This window comes from Streptomyces sp. NPDC031497, from assembly GCF_055580905.1.
On the sequence record NZ_JBVIKO010000012.1, the window covers coordinates 99491 to 123606 of the forward strand.

The window sequence follows — 24116 nt, forward strand, 5'->3', positions numbered from 1 at the left end:
TTCCCCGCGCCCCTGGAGGGGCGCGGGGCTGTATCGATATGCGGCTCCGCCGCGTGGGCGCGACCAGCCACCGGTCCCGCAGTCGAAGACGTCGGGCCGATAACGGTTTGCCCTATCTCAGCCGTGCCCCGCAGAATCCCTGACCATGGGACACCTGGAAGCCGCGCATCTCGAGTACTACCTCCCCGACGGGAGGGCCCTGCTCGGCGATGTGTCGTTCCGGGTCGGTGAGGGGGCCGCCGTCGCGCTGGTCGGCCCCAACGGCGCCGGCAAGACCACCCTGCTGCGGCTGATCTCCGGCGAGCTGAAGCCGCACGGCGGCACCGTGACCGTGAGCGGCGGCCTCGGCGTGATGCGCCAGTTCGTGGGCTCCGTACGGGACGAGACCACCGTGCGTGATCTGCTGGTGTCGGTGGCGCCGCCCGGGATCCGGGAGGCCGCGCAGGCCGTGGACCGGGCCGAGCACGGCATCATGACCGTCGACGACGAAGCCGCCCAGCTCCGCTACGCGCAGGCACTCGCCGACTGGGCCGAGGTGCGCGGCTACGAGCACGAGACGCTCTGGGACATGTGCACGATGGCCGCACTCGGCGTGCCCTACGACAAGGCCCAGTGGCGGCAGGTGCGCACCCTCTCCGGCGGCGAGCAGAAGCGGCTGGTGCTGGAGGCCCTGTTCCGCGGCACCGACGAGGTGCTGCTGCTCGACGAGCCGGACAACTACCTCGACGTCCCCGGCAAGCGCTGGCTGGAGGCGCAGCTGGGGGAGACCCGCAAGACGGTCCTGTTCGTCTCCCACGACCGGGAGCTCCTCGCCCGCGCCGCCGAGAAGATCGTCTCCGTGGAACCCTCGCCGACCGGCGCCGACGCCTGGGTGCACGGCGGCGGCTTCGCCACCTACCACGACGCCCGGCGCGAACGCTTCGCCCGCTTCGAGGAACTGCGCCGCCGCTGGGACGAGAAGCACGCCCAGCTGAAGAAGCTGGTGCTGAACCTCCGCCAGGCCGCCGCCGTCTCCCACGAGATGGCCTCCCGGTACGCGGCCGCGCAGACCCGGCTGCGCAAGTTCGAGGAGGCCGGACCGCCCCCGGAGCCGCCGCGCGACCAGGACATCAGGATGCGGCTGCGCGGCGGCCGGACCGGCGTGCGCGCCGTCACCTGCGCGGGACTCGAACTCACCGGCCTGATGAAACCCTTCGACCTGGAGGTCTTCTACGGCGAACGGGTCGCCGTCCTCGGCTCCAACGGCTCCGGCAAGTCGCACTTCCTGCGGCTGCTGGCCGGCGAGGAGGTGGCGCACACGGGACAGTGGAAGCTGGGCGCACGGGTGGTGCCCGGGCACTTCGCCCAGACCCACGCCCACCCCGAGCTCCAGGGCCGTACCCTCCTGGACATCCTGTGGACGGAACACTCCCAGGACCGGGGCGCCGCGATGTCCCGGCTGCGCCGCTACGAGCTGACCCACCAGGCCGAACAGACCTTCGAACGGCTCTCCGGCGGCCAGCAGGCCCGGTTCCAGATCCTCTTGCTGGAGCTACAGGGTGTAACGGCGCTGCTGCTCGACGAGCCGACCGACAACCTCGACCTGGAGTCCGCCGAAGCCCTCCAGGAGGGTCTGGAGGCCTTCGACGGCACGGTGCTCGCCGTCACCCACGACCGCTGGTTCGCCCGTGCCTTCGACCGCTACCTGGTCTTCGGCACCGACGGCCGGGTCCGCGAGACCCCGGAGCCGGTGTGGGACGAGCGCCGGGTGGAGCGCGCCCGCTAGACAGGCCCGGCGGCCCGGACCTTCGTACAGTGGATGCAGGGATCCGGACCGCCGGGACGGACATGACGAGCGGGGTACCACCATGACCGGAGTCGACCCCAGCCGGCTGGACGAGCAGCAGCTCATGAAGGAGCTGGAGACCATCCACCGGACACGCCACGACACCCTGCTGTACGGCTCCAACGACGCGCTGCGCGCCCACAACGAGCGCATGGCCCAGCTGGAGGGCGAGTACCTGCGCCGCAACCCGCGCCGCATCGTCGCCGCCGGCCGCACCCGGGAGGGCGCCCGGGAGCGCAGCTGCGCGGAGACGGCCACACCGCGCGGCTCCGCGAGCTGAGCACCGGCGCCCTTCTCGGGCTCAGGCCTCGTGGAGCGCGTCGAGGAAGGCCTCGCAGAAGGCCTTGAGGTCGTCCGGCTTACGGCTGGTGACCAGTGTGTTGGGACCGGCCCCGCAGACCTGGACCTGCTCGTCGACCCAGGTGCCGCCGGCGTTGCGGATGTCGGTCCGCAGACTCGGCCAGGACGTCAGGGTCCGGCCCCGCACGACGTCGGCCTCGACCAGCGTCCAGGGCGCGTGACAGATCGCCGCGACCGGCCGGCCCGCCTCGAAGAAACCCTTCACGAACGCCACGGCCCGCTCATCCGTCCGCAGAATGTCCGGATTGGCCACCCCGCCGGGCAGCACCAGCGCCCCGAACGAGTCCACCGAGGCGTCGCCGACCACCTCGTCCACGCGGAACGTGTCCGCCTTGTCGAGGTGGTCGAAGCCCTGGACCCTCCCGGGCTCCGTCGACACCAGCACCGGCTCGTGCCCGGCGTCCAGGACCGCCTGCCACGGCTCGGTCAGTTCCACCTGCTCCACGCCCTCGGGCGCGGTCAGAAACGCGATACGCATGATGTTCACTCCTTGCTTCTCGACTTCCTCGGCCGCATCGCCGGCGCCCGGCTCATTCCCCGCCGACCACCGCCTCTGCCAGCCCCAGCAGGTTGCGGTAGCGCGTCGAACGCGGCAACCGGGACACCCGCTGGACGAGTGCGTCGGAGGCGTGGCCACGGCGCAGCAGCCGTACCAGTTCGCTCGGCCCCGCCGGGAAGTCGTGCCGGGTCAGGGACCGGGCCAGCTCCAGCCGTACGGTCGCCGGTGACGGCCGGTCACTGGTCCACGGCTGCATCGGGGAGCGGTACACCTCCGGGTCGTCCTCGGCGGGCGGCTCCGGGTCGTTCCAGTCCTCGGTCCGTGTCGGATGCCCGGACCTGAGCAGTCCCTGCAGCTCGTGCTTCATCTCCTCGTCCCGGTGAACACTCAGCCGGTCACTGCCTCGCTGCATATCTCCCTCCAGGTGGTTCGGGGGTGCGGGACGCGTACCCGGTGACCAGGGGCCGACACGCCGGAAACCGGCCCGGGACGTCACCCGAAAGGCCGGGCGTGTCCCGCGAATGGGGGTCGGCCGCGCGCGGCACGGCGTGGGGCGGGCTGTGATGGCTGCGGGGGCACCAGCCGCGTGTCGCCGGAGTCGTACGTTCCGAGGAGTCACCCCATGCGCCGTACCGCTCGCGCCCTGTCCGTCGCCGTACTGACGGGTGCCGCGTTCGGCGCCGCCGGTACGGCCGCCGTGGCCGGCCCCGCCGCCGCGCGGCCCGGCAACACCGCCTCTGTGACCTGCGTGACGACCGACAGGACCTGCCCGGCGGCGGGCGGAGTGCAGGGGCCGCCCCGGAGCACCCCCTTCACGGCCGCCAGGAGTGACGGGAATGAGGGGAGTGAGGGGAGCGCCGTCGGAAGTGAGGGGACCGCCGTTCCCCCGGCCGACGGTGGCGCGGTGCCGGGTGGGGACGGTGGGGTTCTGCGCGGGGACGGTGGCGCGGTGCCGGGTGGGGACGGTGGGGTTCTGCGCGGGGACGGTGGCGCGGTGGTGGGTGGGGACGGTGGGGTTCCGCACGGGGACGGTGGCGCGGTGCCCGGCGGGGACGGTGGGGTCTCGCGCGGGGATGACGGCACGGTCTCTCGGGGGGACGACGGCGCGGTGTCGCCCGGCGACGGTGGCACGGCTCCGTGGGGTGACAGCGGCACGGGAGCGCGGGGCGACAGCGGCACGGGTGCGCGGGGTGACGACGGCGGTGGCACGGCTGGGCGGGGTGACGTGGGCACGGGCGGTCGGGGTGACGTCGGCGGTGGCACGGCTGGGCGGGGTGACGTGGGCACGGGCGGTCGGGGTGACGTCGGGGGCGGCACGGTGACCGGAGGCGAGGGCGAGCGGCCCTGTTCCGCCGGGCAGAAGTCCTGCGGCGAGGGCGGGCACGACTGCGCCTCCTCCGGGTCCTCCCATTCCTTCGGCTCCTCCGGTTCCGGCGGAGCCGGCTTCTCCGGCTCGTCCGGCTCCTGTGCCGACGCCGACGACCACGCCTGCGACGAGTCGCGCGGCGGTGACACGTCCTGCGCTCCGCCGACCGTCGAGCACGGCGTGGAGGCCGGGGCGGGCGGCGCCTTCACGGACTCGGTTCCCGCACTGGTCGCGGGCGGCATGCTGATCGCGGCCGCGTGCGGCGGCGCGGTGTACCGGCTGGCCGGCGGGAGGTCCCGCGCGGACGGATGAGACGGCCGCCACCGGGAAACCCGAGGGGCGACCACCCCGGCACCGTACGCATCACCACCCGACGAAGCGCACGGCCCGGACCGGACGGCACACGGCACCACGGACTGCGCGGAGGCGGACATGCGGCGGACGGATCCCGAGGGTCAGGGGCCGCCCCGGGACACGCCCGCGCGGGGCCACGGACCCGTCCGGTACGGGCCGGCGCTGCCCGACGACGGGCTGCCCGTCCTGCCCGAACTCTCCACCGCGCTGGCCGCCGCCGCGAGCCGGGGCGGGGAGGAGCCCGTCGGCGGTGGTCCGGCGCTGCTCGACGCGGCGCGCGGCTACTGGGAGCGCCGCGGGCTGGCCGCCACGTCCGCCCGGGTGACCGCGGGCCCCGGCGCCCCCGCCCTCCTGGTGGCGCTCACCGCCGCGCTCGGCGGCGACGTCCTGGTGCCGCGCCCCTGCGCCGCCTGGTGGGCGCCGTACGCCCGACTCCTCGGCCGGCCCGTCTTCCACGTGGCCACCCCCGCCGAGTCCGGGGGCGTACCCGACCCCTACGCGCTGCTGGAGACCGTGCGCCGGGTCCGGGACGAGGGCGGCGACCCCCGGCTGCTGGTGCTCTCCGTCGCCGACGATCCGACCGCCACCGTCGCCCCGCCCGAACTGCTGCACGCGACCGTCGAGGCGGCCGCCGGCGAGGGACTCCACCTGGTCAGCGACGAGACCTGGCGCGACACCCTGCACGCGCCGCACGCCACCGTGCTGCTCAGCCCCGCCGAGATGCTTCCGGACCGGGTCACCGTCGTCAGTGACCTGGCCGGCGCCCTGCTGCCGGCCGGCTGGCCCGCCGCCGTCGCCCGGTTCCCCGAGGGCGACACCGCTTCGGCCCTGCACGCGCGCGTGCTCGACGTCCTCACCGCGCTCGGCGCCCGCCTCGCCGGGCCGGTCGCGGTCGCCGCCGCCCACGCGCTCGACGAGCCCGAGCCCGTCACCACCCGCCGGGAGGCCGTCGTACGCCTGCACGCGCGCATGGCCGCCGCCGTGCACGCAGCGGTGGTCGCCGGCGGCGGCGTGGCCCGGCCCCCGCAGGCCGGCCGCCACCTGTACGCCGACCTGGAACCGCTGCGCGCCGCGCTCAGTGCTCAGGGGGTCGGCGACGCACAGGAGTTGGAGGACTTCCTCACCGCCCGGCTCGGCATGCCCGCGCCCGGCGGCCACCGCTTCGGCGACGACCTCCAGGCGCTGCGCGTCCGGCTCGCCACCGGGCCACTGCTGGGCGGGACCGACGAGGAACGGCTGGAATGCCTCACGTCCCCCGCGCCGTTGGAACTGCCACACGTGCAACGCGCGTTGATGTCCTTGAGGTCGGTACTCGACGATCTCCGCGACGACGCTCAGCGATGGGAGCCTCCTCGATGACGCAGCAGACGCATGAGTCAGGGTCCACCACGACGACTGCCCCCGCGACGACTGCCGACCCGACTGCCACGACGACCCGGGACGCCGCCACCCCCGGCACCCCTACCGCCCCGACTCCCTACACGCCTCCGTTCCCGCCGCTCGCCGAACCCCGCCCGCTGGGTGAACTCCGGGTCTGGCCGCGGACCTTCCACGACCGTCTGACCGCACCCCTGCCCGGCCTCAAGGCCATGGCCCGCTTCGCCCGCGAGGGCTCCGTCCGCCCCGGGCGTGAGGGTCTCGCCGACATCCCCCGGCTGCCCTACGAGCCGGGCCCGCTGCCCCGTGTCGACACCGGCACGGTCGCCGTCACCTGGGCGGGGCACGCCAGTTGGGTCGTCCGGATCGGCGGCCTGACCGTCCTCACCGACCCCGTCTGGTCCCGCCGCATCATCGGCACCCCGGCCCGGGTCACCCCGGTCGGCGTCGACTGGGAGACGCTGCCGCGCGTCGACGCGGTCGTCATCAGCCACAACCACTACGACCACCTGGACGCCCCCACCCTGCGCCGCCTCCCGCGCGACACCCCGGTGTTCGCACCGGCCGGTCTCGGCCGCTGGTTCCGGCGCCGCCGCTTCACCACCGTCACCGAGCTGGACTGGTGGGAGGCGGCGGAACTGCCCGGCGTCCGTTTCGACTTCGTCCCCGCCCACCACTGGTCCAAGCGCACCCTCACCGACACCTGTCACAGCCTCTGGGGCGGCTGGGTCCTCACCGCCGCCGACGGGCAGCGCGTCTACTTCGCCGGCGACACGGGCTACGGCCACTGGTTCTCCCGCATCGGCGGCCGCTATCCCGGTATCGACCTCGCCCTGATGCCCATCGGCGCCTACGACCCCCGCTGGTGGCTGAGCGACGTCCACCTGGATCCGGAGGAGGCGGTCCGGGCGACGGAGGACCTGGGGGCGAGGCGGATGGCCCCCATGCACTGGGGGACCTTCATCCTCTCGGCAGAGCCGGTCCTGGAGCCGCTGCGGCGGGTACGGGCGGCTTGGGAGAAGGCGGGGCTGGACCGGGAAGATCTGTGGGACCTGTCCGTGGGAGGGTCGAGGGTGCTTGAGCGGACTTCGTTCGAAAGCGCCACTGACTAGAGCGCCCCTCCAGGGGCGCGGGGCCGCATCGACATGCGGCTGCCGTAGCGTGGACCCGGCCGGCCACCGCGCACCCGCGCCCCGCAACGCACCGTCACACGGCAGCTCGAACCCGTCGCCACAGGCTCGGTGCCACACTGATGATCACGGTCAGCGCGACCGCCAGCACAACGCCCTCCCACGGCTCCGGGAACAACGACCCGCCCAGGATCCCGATCAACTGATAGGTCGCGGCCCACGCCACACAGGCCGGCGCGTTGCCCCGCGCGAACCGCCGCAGCGGCCACTCCGCCAGCAGACAGGCCAGCATCACCGGTATCCGCCCGGCCGGCACCAGGCGCGACAGCACCAGCACCATCACCCCGTGCTCGGCCAACTTCGCCTGCGCCTGCTCCAGCCGGTCCTCCGGCGCCCGTGCCCGGATCGCCGCCAGCCACCGCGACCCGTTCTTCGACCTCATCCCGCGCCGCCCCAGCCAGTACAGCGCCGCGTCCCCCAGGAAGGCGGCCAGCGACGCCGTCACCAGCACCAGCGCCAGCGCGAACGGCGCCGTCTGGTGAAGGGCCACCACCGCCGCCGAACTCACCAGCGCCCCCGTCGGCACCACCGGCACCAGCGCTCCGACCAGCACCAGCAGGAACAGCGTCGGATAGCCGATCGCCTGCTGCGCGGACTCGGTCGACGACGGCGACGAGGTGGCTGCCGTGGCGCCGGCGGCCGCCATCACCACCAGCAGTCTCACCGTGCGACCTCCAGCCGCACGCTCTCCCCGTGACCGAGCTTGTGCACCGCCACCCGCGGCGCGTACTCCGCCGCCAGGCGCACGAACTCGTCGCCCGGCGCATGGAACTCGTGCGGGCGCACCCCGTCCATGCCGATCGGCCAGTACGTCCCGTAGTGCACCGGCACCGCGCTGCGCGGCGCCAGCCGGGCCAGCGCCCGCGCCGCCCGCCCGGCGTCGAGATGCCCCTCTCCGAGGTGGGGCCCCCACCCGCCGACCGGCAGCAGGGCCACGTCCACCTGCCCGACCGCCTCGGCCATCTCGTCGAACAGCCCGGTGTCCCCGGCGAAGTACGTCCGTGCCGCACCCTCGACGACATATCCGAGGGCGGGGGAGCGGTGCGGGCCGACCGGCAGCCGGCGCCCGTCGTGATGTGCGGGCACGACGCGTACGACGAGCGGGCCGACGGATATCTCGTCCCCGACACCGACCTCGGTGATCCGCAGCTGCCGGAGCCGACGGAGCGTGGGCACCGCCCGTGGTGCGCCCCGGGGCACAAGCAGGCGCGTGCCCGGGGCGAGCCCGGCCAGCGAGGGGACGTGCAGATGGTCGGCGTGCAGGTGGGAGACGAGCGCGAGGTCCGCCCGACGGGCCTCGGGCGGCGGCGGGGCACCCCGGCGGCGGCGCAGGTGCGCGAGCCGGCGCGCGAACAGAGGATCGGTCAGCACTCGTACGCCCGAATCCTCGATCGTGCAGGTGGCGTGACCCCACCAGGTGATCTCCACCGGCACCTCTTTGCCTCCTTCGCGCGACTCCCCGAAGCCTACGTGCAGGAGTAGGGTCGGCGGCGAAACCCGGAGGTGAGGGGGGACGCCATGGGACAGGTGCGGGGTGCCTACCGCGGGCTCGCGCCGGTGCGGGTGACCGCCATCGCGAGTCTGACGCCCCTGGAGGAACTGGAGATCGACCCCTTCCTGGTCGACTCCCGCAGCCAGCACGCGATGTGCGCGCGCTGGGCACTGGAGCACGGGTACGTCATCGCCCGGGAACTCCTGGTCCGCGGGCTGCGCCACGACCACAGCGCCCTGTGGGCGGGTGTCCGACCCGGCCTCGACATCTTCGTCGCACCGAGCAGACGGGTGCTGGAGAGCGCGCTGTCGTCGGTCGAGGACTTCACGGCGGAGTGCGCGAGACGCGGGGTGCGGGTGGAGATGGTGGGGCGGGCCGAGCCCTGCTACGACGCCCAGATGAAGGCGCAGGTCCACCGGAGGCTGTCGATGCCGACAGCGGGGTACGACGGCAGGTGAGCCCGCTCCCGCCCGAGGCCGTGTGACAGGGTGGGCGGCAGCAGACCCGCGGCGGACGCGGGTCGCGGACGTGAGGTCGGTGGGGCGTGCGGTGGCGGCGGGTCGTCAGTCAGATCGGGCGGAGCGTCGTGGTGTGGGCGGTGTCCACCGTGACCATGCTGGTCCTCGCCGGGATCCTGCCCGACTTCCAGCTCCAGTCCGCCGACGGTGACAGCGCCACCCGTATCGCCGTGACCGCGGCCCTCGGCGCCGGCGCCTTCGGTGTCCTGTCGGCCGTCGTATGGCCCCTGCTCGTACGACTGCTGCTGCTGGTGCCCGCGCTCGTCCTCGGCCTGCTGGTCTTCTTCCTCAACGGCTCCCTCCTCCTCGTCGCCCTGCGCATCAACCCCTCCGGACAGAGCGAGGCCGCCCCGGAGACCGCCGTGATCGTGGCCGCCGTGATGTCCGCCGTCGCCTCCGCCACCGGCGGTGCCCTCGCCGTCCGCGACGACGACGCCTACCGGAGCCGGCTCTCCCGCCTCGCCACCCGCCGCCGCAGTTCCCGGCCGCCCTGCCCGGCCACCCCCGGCACCGTCTTCCTCCAGCTCGACGGTGTCGGCCACGACGTCCTCACCGCCGCCGTCGCCAAGGGCCTGATGCCGACGGTCGCCGCCTGGCTGGACGACACCCACCGGCTCACCCCCTGGCGCACCGACTGGTCCAGTCAGACCGGCGCCAGCCAGCTGGGCATCCTGCACGGCTCCACCTTCGACGTCCCGGCCTTCCGCTGGTACGAGAAGGACAGCCGGGAGGTGATGGTCTGCAACCGGCCGACCAGCGCCGCCGAACTCCAGCGCCGTGCCATCGAGTACACCGCCGACGGGGGACTGCTCACCCTGGACGGAGCCAGCCGCGGCAACCTCTTCAGCGGCGGCGCCGACGAACAGGCCCTCGTGCTGTCCATAGCCACCCGGCGCCGAGGCCGGGAGAACCGTTCCCGCGCCGGCTACTTCGCCTACTTCTCCGACCCGGCCAACGCCGTCCGCACCGCGCTCTCCTTCTTCGCCGAGGTCGGCCGCGAGATCGGCCAGTCGACGGCGGCCCGGATGCGCAAGCAGCGGCCCCGCGTGGGGCGCGGCGGCCTCTATCCCCTCGTCCGCGCCTTCGCCACCGTCGTCGAACGGGACGTCGTCGTCGCCGCGGTCATGGGCGACCTGCTCGCCGGCCGCACCGCCGTCTACGCCGACCTCGTCGCCTACGACGAGGTCGCCCACCACTCGGGCCCGCACAGCCGCGACGCCGAGAAGGTGCTGCAACGCCTGGACCGGGCCCTCGCGCTGATCGAGAAGGTCGCCGAGCACGCGCCGCGGCAGTACCGGATCGTCGTCCTCTCCGACCACGGGCAGAGCCCCGGCGAGACCTTCCACTCCCGGTACGGCCTCACCCTCGGCGACCTGGTCCGGGCCGGCTGCGGGCTGCACGTGCCGCGTCGCGCCGAGCGCACCCACAGCGGCGCCGAAGCACGGGCCGCCGTCCGCGCGGCCCTGCGCAGGCCGGTCGAGGAGCGCGGCGAGAAGCACCGGCCCACCCGGCACTCGGAACCTGTCGTGCTCGCCTCCGGCAACCTCGGCCTGGTCTCCTTCCCGGATGTGCCGCACCGCATGACCAAGGAGGAGATCGACGCCCGGTACCCCGCCCTGCTCACCACCCTCGCCAACCACCCCGGCGTCGGGTTCCTGCTGGCGCGCAGCGAGGAGCACGGCGGGGTGGTGCTCGGGGCGTACGGCGCGGAGATACCGCTCGACCGGCTCGACGGGCACCCGGGGCCGCTGGCCGCTTTCGGGGCGGGCGCGGCGGACGCCGTCCGGCGCACGCACTCGTTCCCGCACACCGCCGACATCATGGTGAACTCGTCGTACGACCCGGAGGGCGGCGACGTCCTCGCGTTCGAGGAGCAGATCGGATCGCACGGGGGGCTGGGGGGCGCACAGGGGAGGCCGTTCCTGTTGTCGCCGGTCTGCGTCTCCGCGCCGGTGGCGGAGGGCGACGAGCTGGTGGGGGCGGAGGCCGTGCACGGGGTGTTGCGGCGGTGGCTTCGGGAGGCGGACGGGCCGCAGGTGCCGGTGCCTGCCGGCGAGGAGACGGCCGCGTAGTTCGTTCACCGCGGGCCGGTGGGGGTGTTCGCGCCCGCGCGGCGGAGCCGCACATTGACACAGCCCCGCGCCCCTGAGGGGGCGCTTCAGCTCAGCCGGGGATAAATCAGCTGCGTTCCTCTTGCTCCCGACACACACTGTTCGAGTCGCAAGTCCCTCGAACCCTCCTCAGGAGCCATCCCTTTGCAGGCTGCCGTCACCGTCACCCCCGCCCGTCTCCCCGAGCTTCTTCTCGGTCTTGCCACCGTGCGGCCCGTGTTCATCTGGGGGGCGCCCGGGATCGGGAAGTCCTCGCTGGTGCGGGCGTTCGCCGAGTCGCTGGGGCTGGAGTGTGTGAGTCTGCTCGGCACGCAGCTCGCGCCCGAGGACCTGATCGGCGTTCCGCAGATCCGTGACGGGCGGTCGGTGTTCTGCCCGCCCGAGGCGATCGCCCGGGACGAGCCGTACTGCCTCTTCCTCGACGAGCTGAACGCGGCCACCCCGGATGTGCAAAAGGCGTTCTACTCGCTGATCCTCGACCGCCGGATCGGCAACTACGAGCTGCCCAAGGGGTCGATCGTCATCGGCGCCGGCAACCGGGCCACCGACAACGCCCTCGCCCGGCCCATCGCCTCCGCGCTCGTCAACCGGCTGGCCCACGTCCACCTGGCCGCCTCCGCGCACGACTGGCTCGCCTGGGCCGCCGACAACGGCATCCACCCGTGGATCCTGGACCACCTCACCGACCGGCCCGACCATCTGTGGTCCAAGCCGCCGAAGACCGAGGAGCCGTTCTCCACCCCGCGCTCCTGGCACATGCTCTCCGACGCCCTGCACTCCTTCGGGCGCGACCTCGACGAGGAGACCCTCAAGGTCCTCGCGCACGGCACGCTCACCCCGGCCCACGCGACCGCCTTCTGCGGATACGCCAAGATCGTGCGCAGCCGGTTCGGCATCGAGGCGATCCTCAAGGGCGACGCCGGCTGGCCGCACCGTATCGAGGACCGCGACCTGCTGTACTACCTCGCGGAGTCGTTCCGCGGGCGGCTGGTCAAGGAGCTGCCCGTCGACAAGGAGCACATGTCGGCGAACGGCCGGCAGACCGCGTACCGCGCCAAGTCGCTGCTCGTGCAGCTCGCCGAGATCTCCGTCGAGGTCGCCCAGACCGTCATCGCCTCCGACGCCGACGGCAACCCGGTGCTGCCCGCCTGGTTCCTGATCGAGGCCGCCCGGGACATGCCCCGGCTCGTGGAAGCCCGACGATGAGCCCCAGCGGCCGCAAGGACCAGAAGAAGGAACAGAAGAAGGACCCCGCCGCGGAGAACTTCGCGGCCGGGGTCGAGCTGCTGCGCGCCAACCCGGCCCTGCGGGCGGTCGAGTTCACCCTCTGCCGGCACGAGAAGTGCGAACTGGCGCCCCACGAAGGGCTGGTGCGGGCCGACTCCGACGGCGTCCTGCACGCCCACGCCACCCGGCGCGCCGAACCGGCCGAATGGGCCTGGGCGTTGGCCCACTGCACCATCCATCTCGGCTTCGGCCACCTGCCGGCCGCCACCGGGCAGCGCACCCAGCCCGACCGCTACGACCTCGCCGCCCGCTGCACCGTCGTCAACCGTTTCCTGGCGACCTTCCAGGTCGGCGAGGCCCCGGACCACCTGCCCGCGTCCTACCCGGAGGGTGACGAGGACCGGCTCGCCGCCGGCTGGCGCCGCGTCGGCAGCGTCCCGGCCGCCTACGAGCGCGGCGGCACCAGCGGCGGCGAACCCGACCAGCTGCTCCTCTCCTGGGACAAGTGGGCCGGCCAGGTCCCCGACTGGCAGGTCGCGTTCGCGCACGCGCTGACCCGGACCATGTCCCGGGCGATGGACCTGGCCGGCGGCCGCCGCACCTCCATGACCGGGCCGCCGACCCCGCTGCGCCCCTGGGAACAGGCGCTGAGCTGGTTCGTCTCCTCCTATCCGCTGCTCGGCGGGATCGCGGCCGGCATCAAGCTGGTCGCCGACGCCGAACTGGCCCGCGCCCACGACATCGCGATCGCCGCCGTCAACCCCGAGGCCGGCGAGATCTACGTCAACCCGCTGCGGACCCTGGACGCCGAGGAGTGGCGGTTCGTCCTCGCCCACGAGATGCTGCACGCCGCCCTGCGCCACGGCGACCGCCTCGGCGGCCGCGACCCCTACCTCTTCAACGTCGCCTGCGACTACGTGATCAACGGCTGGCTGGTCGAGATGCGCGTCGGCACCATGCCCGAAGGGCTGCTGCACGACCCGGAGCTGAAGGACCTGTCGGCGGAGGAGGTGTACGACCGGATCGCCGTCGACCTGCGCCGGATGCGGCGCCTGGCCACCCTGCGCGGCAAGGGGCGCGGCGATGTCCTGGGCGCGCCGCTCGGGCCGCCCGGCGCCTGTGTCGACCTCGACGAGTTCTACCGCCGTGGCCTCGGCCAGGGACTCGACCTGCACCAGACGCAGGACCGCGGGTTCCTGCCCGGCGGCCTGGTCGAGGAGATCCGCGCGCTCAGCCATCCGCCGCTGCCCTGGGACGCCCAGCTCGCCCGCTGGTTCGACGAGTTCGTACCCCGGCCGGAAGCCGTCCGGTCGTACGCCCGGCCCTCCCGCCGGCAGTCGTCCACCCCGGACATCCCGCGGGCCGGCCGGTACTTCCCGCCCGAGGAGGTGGCCCGCTGCACCTTCGGCGTGGTCCTGGACACCTCCGGCTCCATGGACCGCACCCTGCTCGGCAAGGCCCTCGGCGCGATCGCCTCCTACGCCGAGGCCCGGGACGTACCGGCGGCCCGCGTGGTGTTCTGCGACGCCGCCCCGCACGACGCCGGGTACCTGCCGACGACCGAGATCGCCGGGCGGGTCCGGGTGCACGGCCGCGGCGGTACCGTCCTCCAGCCGGGGATCGACCTGTTGCAGCGCGCGGACGACTTCCCGCCGACCGCACCGGTCCTGGTGATCACCGACGGCTGGTGCGACGTCCTGCGGGTGCGCCGTGAGCACGCCTACCTCGTCCCCGACGGCCGTCGCCTGCCGTTCACCCCCCGTGGGCCGGTCTTCCGCGTGCGGTGAGCCGGGATGTGATCGGATGGAGGCAGCGAAACCGGTTCTTTCGCCTTCACACGCTGAAAGGAACAACCATGGCCGTCACGCGCATCGCGCACACCGTCTGGGAGGGCAACCTCCTTGAGGGCAACGGTGTCATCACCTTCGACTCGTCCGGTATCGGCGACCAGCCGGTCACGTGGGCCTCACGGTCCCAGGAGTCGAACGGCAAGACCAGCCCCGAGGAGCTGATCGCGGCCGCCCACTCCGGCTGCTTCTCCATGGCTCTCTCGCACGCCCTGGCCGGGGCCGGCACCCCGCCCACCAGGCTGGTGACCAACGCCGACGTGAAGTTCCAGCCGGGTGAGGGCATCACCGGGATCCACCTGACCGTCGAGGGCACGGTGCCCGGCCTGGACGAGGCCGGCTTCGCCGCCGCCGCCGAGGACGCCAAGAAGAACTGCCCGGTCAGCCAGGCCCTGGCCGGCACCACCATCACCCTGGACGCGAAGCTCGCCTGACCGTCGTACCCCTTCGGATGCCGCGTCCCCGTCCTGGGGCGCGGCATCGTCGTTTACGGGGTCCCCGGCATTGACAACGGCCCGCTCAAGTTTTGTGCTGGAGTCGGGGAAGTGCCCCGGGCGGAAGGGGACGGACATGACACGTGCGGTCGGGATCGACCTCGGTACGACGAACTCGGTGGTGGCCGTCCTGGAGGGAGGTGAGCCCACCGTCGTCACCAACGCCGAGGGGGCGCGCACCACCCCGTCGGTGGTGGCCTTCGCGAAGAACGGCGATGTGCTGGTCGGTGAGGTCGCCAAGCGGCAGGCGGTGACCAACGTGGACCGCACCGCGCGCTCGGTGAAGCGGCACATGGGCGACGGTGCCTGGCGGTTCCCGGAGAGCGGGAGCGTCGACGGAGCGCGGTACCGGGCCCAGGAGCTGTCGGCGCGGGTGCTGCAGAAGCTGAAGCGGGACGCCGAGGCGTACCTCGGCGAGGACGTCACGGACGCGGTGATCACCGTGCCCGCGTATTTCGACGACTCGCAGCGGCAGGCCACCAAGGAGGCCGGGGAGATCGCGGGCCTGAAGGTGCTGCGGATCATCAACGAGCCGACCGCCGCGGCGCTCGCCTACGGCCTCGACCGGGGCGAGGAGCAGACGGTCCTCGTCTTCGACCTCGGGGGCGGCACCTTCGACGTCTCCCTCCTTGAGATCGGCGACGGCGTGATCGAGGTCAAGGCCACCAACGGCGACACGCACCTCGGCGGCGACGACTGGGACCAGCGGGTCGTCGAGCACCTGGTCAAACGCTTCAAGGGGCAGTACGGCATCGATCTGGGCAACGACAAGATGGCGCTGCAACGGCTGCGCGAGGGCGCCGAGAAGGCGAAGATCGAGCTGTCCTCGTCCACCGAGACGTCGGTCAACCTGCCGTACATCACGGCCTCCGCCGAGGGGCCGCTGCATCTGGAGGAGAAGCTGACGCGTGCTCAGTTCCAGGAACTGACCGCGGACCTGCTGGACCGCTGCAAGAAGCCGTTCCACCAGGCCGTCAAGGACGCGGGCGTGGAGCTGTCCGCGATCGACCATGTGATCCTGGTCGGCGGCTCGACCCGGATGCCCGCCGTCACCGACCTGGTCAGGGAACTCACCGGCAAGGACCCGCACAAGGGCGTCAACCCGGACGAGGTGGTGGCGGTCGGCGCCGCCCTCCAGGCGGGCGTCATCCGCGGCGACGTCAAGGACGTCCTGCTGCTGGACGTCACCCCGCTGTCCCTGGGCATCGAGACCAAGGGCGGCATCATGACGAAGCTGATCGAGCGCAACACCACGATCCCGACCCGGCGTTCGGAGATCTTCACCACCGCCGCCGACAACCAGCCCTCGGTGGGCATCCAAGTCTACCAGGGCGAACGGGAGATCGCCGCCTACAACAAGAAGCTCGGCGTCTTCGACCTCACCGGCCTGCCGCCGGCGCCGCGCGGGGTACCGCAGATCGAGGTCGCCTTCGACATCGACGCGAACGGGATCATGCACGTCTCGGCGAAGGACCTGGCGACCGGGCGTGAGCAGAAGATGACCGTGACCGGCGGCTCCGCCCTCCCCAAGGACGACATCGACCGCATGATGCGGGAGGCCGAGCAGTACGCCGAGGAGGACCACCGCCGCCGCGAGGCCGCCGAGACCCGCAACCAGGCTGAACAACTCGTCTACCAGACCGAGAAGTTCGTCCGCGACAACGAGGACCGCGTGCCGGCCGACACGAGGACCGACGTGGAATCGGCGATCACCGAGCTCAAGACCCTGCTGGACCACGACGCCGACACCGCGGAGCTGCGCCAGGGCGTGGAGAAACTGGCGACCGTCAGCCAGCGCATGGGCCAGGCCATGTACGCGGGTGCGGGTGCCGCCGGCGGCTCGGCCGAAGAGCAGAGGGCGCCCGAGGCCGACGAAGAGGGCGTGGTGGACGCGGAGATCGTGGACGACGAGAGGGGTACGGCTGGGTGAGGCACCGCCGTAGTCCGCCGTCGTGGCTGGTCGCCGCTGCGGCGGAGAGAGAGGGAGGGGCTGGGAGTCAGTGGTGGGTGGTCTCCCAGCCTCGGCGTTCCGGGCGGGGGCCCAACTGGTGGGGGTCTCGGGTGCGGTAGATCACGTAGGGGCGGAAGAGGTACTGGAGAGGGGCGCTGAACATGTGGACCAGGCGGGTGTAGGGGACCAGGGCGATCAGTGTCATGCCGATGACCGCGTGGATCTGGTGGAGGACCGGGACGCCGGCCATGAGGGCCGTCTCCGGCTGGAGGGTGAAGAGGCTGCGGGCCCAGGGGGCGATCGTCTCGCGGTAGGGGTAGCCGTCGCCGGAGGTGCTGCTCAGCTTGGCGGTCATGCCCATCAGGAGCGCGGCCACCAGGAACAGGTACATCACCTTGTCGTTGGCCGTCGTGGCGCGGAAGACCGGTGCCCGGCTGCGGCGGCGGTAGATCAGCAGGGCCAGGCCGGCCACCGCGAGGATGCCCGCCACCGTGCCGCCGTACAGGGAGAACAGGTGGAAGGTGTGCTCGCGCACGCCGATCGCGTGTGTCCAGGACATCGGGACGAACAGGCCGACGAGATGGCCGGCCAGGACGAACAGGATGCCGTAGTGGAAGACGGGCGAGGCGATGTCGAGGAGCTTCGACTCGTAGACCTGGGAGGAACGGGCCGTCCAGCCGTACTTGTCGTAGCGGTACCGCCAGACCAGGCCGGCGACGAGCAGCGCGCATGCGACGTAGGGCAGGGCGCCCCACAGGAGGATGCTCATCGGCGGGCTCCGGCGCGTGCGGTCGGCAGGGCCGCACAGACCGCGTCCAGCACGCACGCGTACGGAGTGCCGAAGTCGGCGAGGCTGCGCCGGAGTTCCGACAGGCAGTCTCGGTGCTCGGTGAGCAGGTCCGTGTTGCCGGTGCGCGCCGTGAACTCCAGGACCGCGGGCAGGAAGTCAGGCAGCTCCTCGCCGGTGAACTCCATGCCGTACGCCTTGTAGACGTCCTTGAAGCGGACCAGGGACATGCCCCGGCGGCTGGTGTCGCCGTCGTGCCACCAACTCAGATAGAGGCTGTGCCGGTTCTTGAAGTCGAAGACCTGCACATAGTGCGCGGCCAGCTCCTGCGGCGGGGTCACCGCCGCATGGTCGGTGAACTCCCGCAGTTGCGGGGCAGCTTCGCGCAGCAGCGGCAGCCGGGCGACGAAGTCGTCGTCCGGGTAGGTGAGGCAGAGCGCCGCCGCCTGGTAGAACACCGCGTCCGTGGACATCAGGCCTCCTTAGCCTCGTCCGGGGTGTCGGCGGTCTGCCGTCTGCGCAGCAGGTGGAAGTTCTCCACCGACACCAGGGGGAGCAGTTTCCGGCCCGAGTCCTGGCCGAGGGGTCCGTCGCCGCCCATGCCCGGGCCGCCGTCGTGGTCGAGGCTGCACCCGTCCGGGAGCGCGGACTCCTCCAGCCGGCGTGCGTCGCCGACCGCCGCGGTCGGGATCACATACCGGTCCTCGTACTTGGCGATCGCCAGCAGCCGGTACATCGACTCGATCTCCGCCGCGGTCATCCCCACCTCGGCGCAGATCCGCGCGTCCGGTTCCTCGCCGAGGTTGAGCGCCCGCATGTGGGAGCGCATGGCGGCCAGCTTCTCCAGGGACGCCCGCACCGGCGCGGTGTCGCCCGCCGTGAACAGCTCGGCCAGGTAGGCGAGGGGGATCCGCAGGGTGTCGATCGCGGCGAAGAGGTTCTGGGCGTCCTCGCCGTCGTGGCCCGTCTCGGACAGGGCCTCCACGACGGGGGACAGCGGCGGGATGTACCAGACCATCGGCATCGTGCGGTACTCCGGGTGCAGGGGCAGGGCCACCCGGTAGGTGTGGATCAGCCGGTACACGGGAGAACGGCGGGCCGCCTCCAGCCAGTCGTCCGGGATGCCCGCCGCCTCGCAGGCCTGCCGCACCGCCGGATCCTCCGGGTCCAGGAAGACGCCCAACTGTGCCTCGTACAGCGCCTTCTCGTCCTTGGTCTCGGCCGCCGCGGTCACCCGGTCGGCGTCGTAGAGGATCACCCCGAGATAGCGCAGCCGGCCCACGCAGGTCTCCGAGCAGACCGTCGGCAGCCCCACCTCCAGGCGCGGATAGCACAGGGTGCACTTCTCGGCCTTGCCGGTGGCGTGGTTGAAGTAGACCTTCTTGTACGGGCATCCGGTCACGCACATCCGCCAGCCCCGGCACCGGTCCTGGTCGACGAGGACGATGCCGTCCTCGGCCCGCTTGTACATCGCCCCGGACGGGCAGGAGGCCACGCACGACGGGTTGAGGCAGTGCTCGCAGATGCGTGGCAGATAGAACATGAAGGACTGCTCGAACTCGAACCGCACCTTGTCCGAGGCCTGTTGCCGGGTCCGCTCGAGCATCGGGTCCAGGTCGCCGTGGGCGGGGGCGCCGGCCAGGTTGTCGTCCCAGTTCGACGACCACTCGATCTTCATCGGCTTGCCGTCGAGCTGGGAGACCGGCCGGGCGACCGGGTAGTCGTCGCCGAGCGGGGCGTCGGTGAGGTTCTTGTAGTCGTACGTCCAGGGCTCGTAGTAGTCCTTGATCTCCGGGAGCCTGGGGTTGGCGAAGATCCCGGCGAGCTTGTGCAGCCGGCCGCCCGCCTTGAGCTTCAGCGCGCCGCGCCGGTTCAGCTCCCAGCCGCCGCGCCAGGTCTCCTGGTCCTCGTAACGACGTGGATAGCCCTGGCCGGGCCGGGTCTCGACGTTGTTGAACCAGGCGTACTCCATGCCCCGCCGGTTGGTCCACGCCTGCTTGCAGGTGACCGAACAGGTTTGGCAGCCGATGCACTTGTCGAGGTTCATGACCATCGCGATCTGGGCCATGGGACGCATCAGTACTCGACCTCCTGGCCGCGTCGGCGGATCACCGTCACCTCGTCGCGCTGGTTGCCCGTCGGGCCCAGGTAGTTGAAGGCCCACGAGAGCTGCGCGTAACCGCCGATCAGATGGGACGGCTTGAGGATCAGCCGGGTGAGCGTGTTGTGGACGCCACCGCGCGTGCCGGTGGTCTCCGTCCTGGGGACGGCCACCGGGCGTTCCTGCGCGTGGTGCGTGTAGACCGTGCCGGGCGGCATCCGGTGCGAGACGACCGCCCTGGCCACGACCACGCCGTGGCGGTTGACCGCCTCGATCCAGTCGTTGTCCGACACCCCGATCGCGTCCGCGTCCTGAGGGGACATCCAGATGTTCTGGCCGCCCCGGGAGAGCGCGAGCATGAACAGGTTGTCCTGGTACTCGGAGTGGATCGACCACTTGTTGTGCGGGGTGAGGTAACGGACCGTCACTTCCGGCTGTCCGTCCGGGCCGAGGCGCGGCTCGCCGAGGAGCCGGTTCGTGTCCAGCGGTGGCCGGTAGACCGGGAGCGCCTCGCCCAGTTCGTGGATCCAGTCGTGGTCGAGGAAGAAGTGCTGGCGGCCGGTGAGCGTGTGCCAGGGCTTGAGATGCTCGGTGTTGAGGGTGAACGCCGTGTAGCGGCGGCCGCCGGACTCGCTTCCCGACCACTCCGGAGAGGTGATCACCGGGACCGGCGCCGCCTGGGTGTCGGCGTACGTGACCCGCTTGCGCTCGTGCTCGGCGGCGAGGTGGGCCATCTCCTGCCCGGTGCGCTGCTCCAGGGTGCGGAAACCCTGGGTGGCGAGCCGGCCGTTGGTGGTGCCGGACAGTGCCAGGATGGTGTTCGCCGCCTTGACCGCCGTGCCGAGGGAGGGGCGGCCTTCGAAGCCGGTGCCGTTCAACTCCCGAAGATACGCGACCTCTTGGTCCGGCCTGAGGGCGATGCCCTTGGCGGGCAGACCCAGTTGCTCCACCAGGGGGCCCAGTGCCGCGAATTTACCGCCGATCGCCGTGTAGTCCCGTTCGACCACGACCAGGTTCGGCATGGTCTCCCCGGGCACCGGTTCGCACTCCCCGCGCTTCCAGTCCCGCACCACCCCGCCGGGCTGGGCGATCTCGCCCGGGGTGTCGTGCTGGAGCGGCGCGGCCACCAGGTCCCTGCGTACCCCTAGATGGCGCACGGCCAGCTCGCTCAGCCGCTCGGCCAGCGCCTTGAAGATGTCGAAGTCGGTGCGCGCCTGCCAAGGCGGGTCCACGGCCGGGGTGAACGAGTGCACGTAGGGGTGCATGTCGGTGGACGACAGGTCGTGCTTCTCGTACCAGGTCGCGGCCGGCAGGACGACGTCCGACAGCAGGGTGGAGGAGGTCTGCCGGAAGTCCAGCGAGAGCAGCAGGTCCAGCTTGCCCTCGGGTGCCTCCTCCCGCCAGGTCACGTCACGGGGCCGCTCGCCCGGGGCCGCCTCCTCGGCGCGCGGCGAGGAGTGCGTGCCCAGCAGGTGCTTGGTGAAGTACTCGGCGCCCTTTGCCGACGAGCCCAGCAGGTTCGCCCGCCACAGCGTCAGGACCCGCGGCCAGTTCTCCGGGGCGTCCGGGTCCTCGCACGCGAACTTCAGCGTCCCCGCCCGGAGTTCGGCCACCGCCTTGGCCACCGGGTCGCCGAACACACCGCCCAGTTCCAGGGGGTTGCGGTCGAAGGTCGGGTACGACGGCATCCAGCCCGAACGGGCCGACAGCGCCAGGCAGTCCGCGCCCGTCATCCCGGCGAACCTGCCCTCGCCGAGCGGCGAGGCCAGGACGTCGGCGCCGAAACGGTCGTAGCGCCACTGGTCGGTGTTGAGGAACCAGTAGGCCGTGCCGATCATCTGGCGCGGCGGCCGGGACCAGTCGTCGGCGGATGCCAGAGTGGCCCAGCCGGTGACCGGGCGGCACTTCTCCTGGCCGACGTAGTGCGCCCAGCCGCCGCCGTTGCGGCCCTGGCAGCCGGTCAGCTGGAGCAGGGCCAGGAAGGTGCGGTAGATGGTCTCCGAGTGGAACCAGTGATTGGTGCCCGCGCCCATCAGGATCATGCAGCGGCCCTTGGAACGCTCCGCCGTCCGCGCGAACTCCCGCGCGATCTTCACGCACTTGGCGGCCGGGACCGAGGTGTGCCGCTCCTGCCAGGCGGGGGTGCCCGGGGTACCCGCGTCCTCGTAGCTCGCCGGCCAGACGCCCGGCAGGCCGTGCCGCCACACCCCGTACTGCGCCACCAGCAGGTCGAACACCGTCGTCACGAGCGGGCCGTCCGCGCCGCCCAGCCGGGTCGCCGGCACCCCGCGCCGCAGCACCTCCCCGTTGCCCTGCCCGTGTTCGCCGCCGTCCGTGTCGAAGCGCGGGAGCAGTACCTCGACCGGGCTCGCGACCTCGGTGCCGTACAGGCTCAACCGGGGCTCGATGGCGCCGAGTTCGAGGTTCCAGCGGCCCTTGCCGGTGTCGGTCCAACGGAAGCCCAGGGAGCCGTTCGGGACGACCGCGCGGCCGGACGCCGTGTCCAGGACGACCGTCTTCCACTCGGCACCCTCGCCCCGCTGCCCGAGATCGGTGGCGCGCAGGAACTTGCCCGGCACGTACGCGCCGTCCCGTTCGGTGAGGGTGACCAGGAAGGGCAGGTCGGTGAACCTCCGTACGTAGTCCGCGAAGAACGGGGTCTCCCGGTCGACGAAGAACTCCTTCAGGACGACGTGTCCCATCGCCAGTGCCAGTGCGCCGTCCGTCCCCGGGTGCGGGTGCAGCCACTCGTCGGCGAACTTGGCGTTGTCCGCGTGGTCGGGGGCGACGACCACCACCTTCTGACCGCGGTAACGGGCCTCCGCGATCCAGTGTGCGTCCGGGGTGCGGGTCGCCGGGACGTTCGAACCCCACATCATCAGATAGGCCGCGTCCCACCAGTCGCCCGACTCCGGGACGTCGGTCTGGTCGCCGAAGACCTGTGGTGAGGCCACCGGGAGGTCGGCGTACCAGTCGTAGAACGACAGCATCGGGGCGCCGATGAGGGAGTGGTAGCGGGCGCCGGCCGCGTGGGACACCATCGACATCGCAGGGGTGGGTGAGAAGCCGGCGATCCGGTCCGGCCCGTAGGCCGCGATGGTGTGCACCTGGGCGGCGGCGACGATCTCCACCGCCTCGTCCCAAGTGGCCCGCACCAGACCGCCCTTGCCACGCGCCCGCTGGTAACGGCGGCGCCGCTCGGGGTCGTTCTGGATGTCCGCCCAGGCGGCCACCGGATCCCGCAGCCGGCGCTTCGCCTCCCGGTACATCTCCAGCAGCACGCCCCGGACGTACGGGTACCGCACCCGGGTCGGCGAGTACGTGTACCAGGAGAACGCGGCACCGCGCGGGCAGCCGTGCGGCTCGTACTCGGGGCGGTCGGGGCCGGCCGACGGGTAGTCCGTCTCCTGGGTCTCCCAGGTGATGATCCCGTCCTTGACGTACACCTTCCACCGGCAGGAGCCCGTGCAGTTCACGCCGTGCGTGGAGTGCACGACCTTGTCGTGGCTCCGGCGGTCCCGGTAGAAGGCGTCCGCCTCCCGGCCGCCGGTCAGGGCCACACTGCGCAGATCGGGCGAGGGCGTGCCGGGGCGGAAGAACCGGGCGGCACCGAGCAGCGCCGCACCGGGCTCCCTGGGAGGTGTCTGCGTGTCGGTCACCTGCGCTCCCTTGCTCACCCGTCGCTTCGACGCTAGGGGCGGGCACGGGAACGCACCTGTCCAGACGATCCGAACGGGTCACCCGGCCGAGCCGTACGAGCGGGTCGTCGGTCCGGGGCGACCGAACGGCTCAGGCCTTGCGGGCCACAGCTCCGTACACCGGCACGATGCCCTCCTGCTGGAGGGCCACGTCCTCGGGGTCCGGGCGCCAGCCGGAGACCGGGATCACGCCGGGGCCGAGCAGCTCCAGTCCGTCGAAGAAGCGGTGGAAGGCGGTCAGCGGACGCGGGTGGAAGGGCGTCCCGCTGCGCCGGAAGTGCGCGGCCGCCTGCGCCACGGCCTCGGGGCTGAGATCCGGGGTGACCTGGGACAGGATCAGATGGCTGCCCGGCGCGAGCGCGTCGACGTACCTCTTCAGCAGGCCGTGGACGTCGTCGCCGTCCGGGTCGTCGTCGAGGTAGTGGGTCAGCGCCACCAGCGACAGGGCGATCGGCTCCGCGAAGTCCAGGGTCTCGGCGGCGCGGGCCAGCAGGGTGCCGGGGTCGCGGACGTCGGCGTGGACGTAGGCGGTGCTGCCCTCGGGCGTGCCGCGCAGCAGGGCTTCCGCGTGCCGCAGCACGATCGGGTCGTTGTCCGCGTACACCACCCTCGACTCCGCCGCGACGCCCTGCGCCACCTGGTGCAGGTTCGGTTCCGTGGGGATGCCGGTGCCGATGTCCAGGAACTGGCGGGTCCCGGACTCGGCGACGGCGCGTACCGCCCGCTGCATGAACCGGCGGTTGGCGCGCGCCCCGCGCAGCACCGTGCCGTCCACGGCGAGGATCCTCCGGGCGAGCTCCTCGTCCACCGGGTAGTTGTCCTTGCCGCCCAGCCACCAGTCGTACACCCGCGCCGGATGCGGCCGGCTGGTGTCGACGGCGGTGGGCGCGGGCTCGGATGCGGTCACGGTCTCTGCTCC

At 72.4% G+C, this 24116-nt stretch carries 20 protein-coding genes; 11 read left to right on the forward strand and 9 right to left on the reverse strand.

The features are described from left to right. Nucleotides 1–145: 145 nt before the first annotated feature. Both ACZ5K7_RS25025 and ACZ5K7_RS25030 read left to right on the forward strand, forming a co-directional pair. Entirely contained in the window at nucleotides 146–1765 is a 1620-nt protein-coding gene (locus ACZ5K7_RS25025; RefSeq protein ID WP_382545214.1) for an ABC-F family ATP-binding cassette domain-containing protein, read from the forward strand. Nucleotides 1766–1847: 82 nt separating this feature from the next. After that, nucleotides 1848–2105, forward strand: a complete 258-nt coding sequence (locus tag ACZ5K7_RS25030; protein ID WP_351699016.1) for a DUF6158 family protein — start codon at nucleotides 1848–1850, stop codon at nucleotides 2103–2105. 21 nt (nucleotides 2106–2126) lie between these two features. Here the strand turns inward: ACZ5K7_RS25030 and ACZ5K7_RS25035 are convergent, their stop codons facing one another. Then, on the reverse strand, nucleotides 2127–2663 hold the full coding sequence (locus tag ACZ5K7_RS25035; protein ID WP_450973386.1) for a type 1 glutamine amidotransferase domain-containing protein: 537 nt from the start codon (nucleotides 2661–2663) through the stop codon (nucleotides 2127–2129). 52 nt (nucleotides 2664–2715) lie between these two features. Then, nucleotides 2716–3096 carry a DUF2795 domain-containing protein gene (locus tag ACZ5K7_RS25040; protein ID WP_468916280.1) on the reverse strand — a complete coding sequence of 127 codons (381 nt, stop codon included), beginning with the start codon at nucleotides 3094–3096 and terminating at the stop codon, nucleotides 2716–2718. Nucleotides 3097–4002: 906 nt separating this feature from the next. Here ACZ5K7_RS25040 and ACZ5K7_RS25045 point away from each other — a divergent pair. From ACZ5K7_RS25045 to ACZ5K7_RS25055, 3 genes are all read left to right on the forward strand, one after another. Further along, a complete protein-coding gene (locus ACZ5K7_RS25045) occupies nucleotides 4003–4362 on the forward strand; it encodes a hypothetical protein (RefSeq protein ID WP_468916283.1) in 360 nt (119 codons plus the stop codon). A 120-nt stretch (nucleotides 4363–4482) separates the two neighbouring features. Further along, complete coding sequence (locus ACZ5K7_RS25050) at nucleotides 4483–5763, forward strand: aminotransferase class I/II-fold pyridoxal phosphate-dependent enzyme (RefSeq protein ID WP_468916286.1); 1281 nt, start codon at nucleotides 4483–4485, stop codon at nucleotides 5761–5763. Next, nucleotides 5760–6893 (forward strand): MBL fold metallo-hydrolase, encoded by a 1134-nt coding sequence (locus ACZ5K7_RS25055; RefSeq protein ID WP_468916288.1) that lies wholly within the window; start codon nucleotides 5760–5762, stop codon nucleotides 6891–6893. Before ACZ5K7_RS25050 ends, ACZ5K7_RS25055 begins: the two co-directional genes overlap by 4 nt. 94 nt (nucleotides 6894–6987) lie before the next feature. Here ACZ5K7_RS25055 and ACZ5K7_RS25060 read toward each other — a convergent pair whose 3' ends face one another. Further along, on the reverse strand, nucleotides 6988–7617 hold the full coding sequence (locus tag ACZ5K7_RS25060; RefSeq protein ID WP_351699434.1) for a DedA family protein: 630 nt from the start codon (nucleotides 7615–7617) through the stop codon (nucleotides 6988–6990). Nucleotides 7618–7631: 14 nt separating this feature from the next. After that, a complete protein-coding gene (locus tag ACZ5K7_RS25065) occupies nucleotides 7632–8405 on the reverse strand; it encodes an MBL fold metallo-hydrolase (protein ID WP_468916291.1) in 774 nt (257 codons plus the stop codon). 84 nt (nucleotides 8406–8489) lie between these two features. Here ACZ5K7_RS25065 and ACZ5K7_RS25070 point away from each other — a divergent pair, with 84 nt between their 5' ends. The 6 genes from ACZ5K7_RS25070 to dnaK all read left to right on the forward strand — a co-directional run bounded on the left by ACZ5K7_RS25070 (nucleotide 8490) and on the right by dnaK (nucleotide 16590). Then, nucleotides 8490–8921, forward strand: a complete 432-nt coding sequence (locus ACZ5K7_RS25070) for a hypothetical protein (RefSeq protein ID WP_351699028.1) — start codon at nucleotides 8490–8492, stop codon at nucleotides 8919–8921. 131 nt (nucleotides 8922–9052) lie between these two features. Beyond that, nucleotides 9053–11053, forward strand: coding sequence for an alkaline phosphatase family protein (locus tag ACZ5K7_RS25075; protein WP_468916566.1), 2001 nt, complete (start codon nucleotides 9053–9055; stop codon nucleotides 11051–11053). 183 nt (nucleotides 11054–11236) lie between these two features. Further along, nucleotides 11237–12298 (forward strand): ATP-binding protein, encoded by a 1062-nt coding sequence (locus ACZ5K7_RS25080; RefSeq protein WP_468916294.1) that lies wholly within the window; start codon nucleotides 11237–11239, stop codon nucleotides 12296–12298. Continuing rightward, nucleotides 12295–14106 carry a vWA domain-containing protein gene (locus ACZ5K7_RS25085; protein ID WP_468916298.1) on the forward strand — a complete coding sequence of 604 codons (1812 nt, stop codon included), beginning with the start codon at nucleotides 12295–12297 and terminating at the stop codon, nucleotides 14104–14106. Before ACZ5K7_RS25080 ends, ACZ5K7_RS25085 begins: the two co-directional genes overlap by 4 nt. 68 nt (nucleotides 14107–14174) lie before the next feature. Beyond that, the gene (locus tag ACZ5K7_RS25090; RefSeq protein WP_468916301.1) at nucleotides 14175–14600 is read left to right on the forward strand and encodes an OsmC family peroxiredoxin; all 426 of its coding nucleotides are present in this window, start codon (nucleotides 14175–14177) and stop codon (nucleotides 14598–14600) included. A gap of 136 nt (nucleotides 14601–14736) precedes the next feature. Further along, a complete protein-coding gene (gene dnaK, locus ACZ5K7_RS25095; protein WP_351699036.1) occupies nucleotides 14737–16590 on the forward strand; it encodes a molecular chaperone DnaK in 1854 nt (617 codons plus the stop codon). A gap of 67 nt (nucleotides 16591–16657) precedes the next feature. Here the strand turns inward: dnaK and narI are convergent, their stop codons facing one another. The 5 genes from narI to ACZ5K7_RS25120 all read right to left on the reverse strand — a co-directional run bounded on the left by narI (nucleotide 16658) and on the right by ACZ5K7_RS25120 (nucleotide 24104). After that, nucleotides 16658–17380, reverse strand: coding sequence for a respiratory nitrate reductase subunit gamma (gene narI, locus ACZ5K7_RS25100; RefSeq protein WP_468916304.1), 723 nt, complete (start codon nucleotides 17378–17380; stop codon nucleotides 16658–16660). Then, nucleotides 17377–17871: a nitrate reductase molybdenum cofactor assembly chaperone gene (narJ, locus tag ACZ5K7_RS25105; RefSeq protein WP_468916307.1), complete on the reverse strand. Its 495-nt coding sequence runs from the start codon at nucleotides 17869–17871 to the stop codon at nucleotides 17377–17379. The genes narI and narJ overlap by 4 nt, the downstream gene beginning before the upstream one ends. Next, the gene (gene narH, locus ACZ5K7_RS25110; protein WP_468916310.1) at nucleotides 17871–19475 is read right to left on the reverse strand and encodes a nitrate reductase subunit beta; all 1605 of its coding nucleotides are present in this window, start codon (nucleotides 19473–19475) and stop codon (nucleotides 17871–17873) included. Before narH ends, narJ begins: the two co-directional genes overlap by 1 nt. Further along, nucleotides 19475–23158 carry a nitrate reductase subunit alpha gene (locus tag ACZ5K7_RS25115; RefSeq protein ID WP_468916313.1) on the reverse strand — a complete coding sequence of 1228 codons (3684 nt, stop codon included), beginning with the start codon at nucleotides 23156–23158 and terminating at the stop codon, nucleotides 19475–19477. The genes narH and ACZ5K7_RS25115 overlap by 1 nt, the downstream gene beginning before the upstream one ends. A 130-nt stretch (nucleotides 23159–23288) precedes the next feature. Continuing rightward, complete coding sequence (locus ACZ5K7_RS25120; RefSeq protein ID WP_351699046.1) at nucleotides 23289–24104, reverse strand: SAM-dependent methyltransferase; 816 nt, start codon at nucleotides 24102–24104, stop codon at nucleotides 23289–23291. Nucleotides 24105–24116 lie beyond the last annotated feature (12 nt).

What these genes read in the sequence shown, in the direction of transcription:
- ACZ5K7_RS25025 (WP_382545214.1), top strand. Translation starts at nt 146, where the DNA reads ATGGGACACCTGGAAGCCGCGCATCTCGAGTACTACCTCCCCGACGGG.
- ACZ5K7_RS25030 (WP_351699016.1), top strand. Translation starts at nt 1,848, where the DNA reads ATGACCGGAGTCGACCCCAGCCGGCTGGACGAGCAGCAGCTCATGAAG.
- ACZ5K7_RS25035 (WP_450973386.1), bottom strand. Translation starts at nt 2,663, where the DNA reads ATGCGTATCGCGTTTCTGACCGCGCCCGAGGGCGTGGAGCAGGTGGAA.
- ACZ5K7_RS25040 (WP_468916280.1), bottom strand. Translation starts at nt 3,096, where the DNA reads ATGCAGCGAGGCAGTGACCGGCTGAGTGTTCACCGGGACGAGGAGATG.
- ACZ5K7_RS25050 (WP_468916286.1), top strand. Translation starts at nt 4,483, where the DNA reads ATGCGGCGGACGGATCCCGAGGGTCAGGGGCCGCCCCGGGACACGCCC.
- ACZ5K7_RS25055 (WP_468916288.1), top strand. Translation starts at nt 5,760, where the DNA reads ATGACGCAGCAGACGCATGAGTCAGGGTCCACCACGACGACTGCCCCC.
- ACZ5K7_RS25060 (WP_351699434.1), bottom strand. Translation starts at nt 7,617, where the DNA reads ATGGCGGCCGCCGGCGCCACGGCAGCCACCTCGTCGCCGTCGTCGACC.
- ACZ5K7_RS25070 (WP_351699028.1), top strand. Translation starts at nt 8,490, where the DNA reads ATGGGACAGGTGCGGGGTGCCTACCGCGGGCTCGCGCCGGTGCGGGTG.
- ACZ5K7_RS25085 (WP_468916298.1), top strand. Translation starts at nt 12,295, where the DNA reads ATGAGCCCCAGCGGCCGCAAGGACCAGAAGAAGGAACAGAAGAAGGAC.
- ACZ5K7_RS25090 (WP_468916301.1), top strand. Translation starts at nt 14,175, where the DNA reads ATGGCCGTCACGCGCATCGCGCACACCGTCTGGGAGGGCAACCTCCTT.
- dnaK (WP_351699036.1), top strand. Translation starts at nt 14,737, where the DNA reads ATGACACGTGCGGTCGGGATCGACCTCGGTACGACGAACTCGGTGGTG.
- narI (WP_468916304.1), bottom strand. Translation starts at nt 17,380, where the DNA reads ATGAGCATCCTCCTGTGGGGCGCCCTGCCCTACGTCGCATGCGCGCTG.
- narJ (WP_468916307.1), bottom strand. Translation starts at nt 17,871, where the DNA reads ATGTCCACGGACGCGGTGTTCTACCAGGCGGCGGCGCTCTGCCTCACC.
- narH (WP_468916310.1), bottom strand. Translation starts at nt 19,475, where the DNA reads ATGCGTCCCATGGCCCAGATCGCGATGGTCATGAACCTCGACAAGTGC.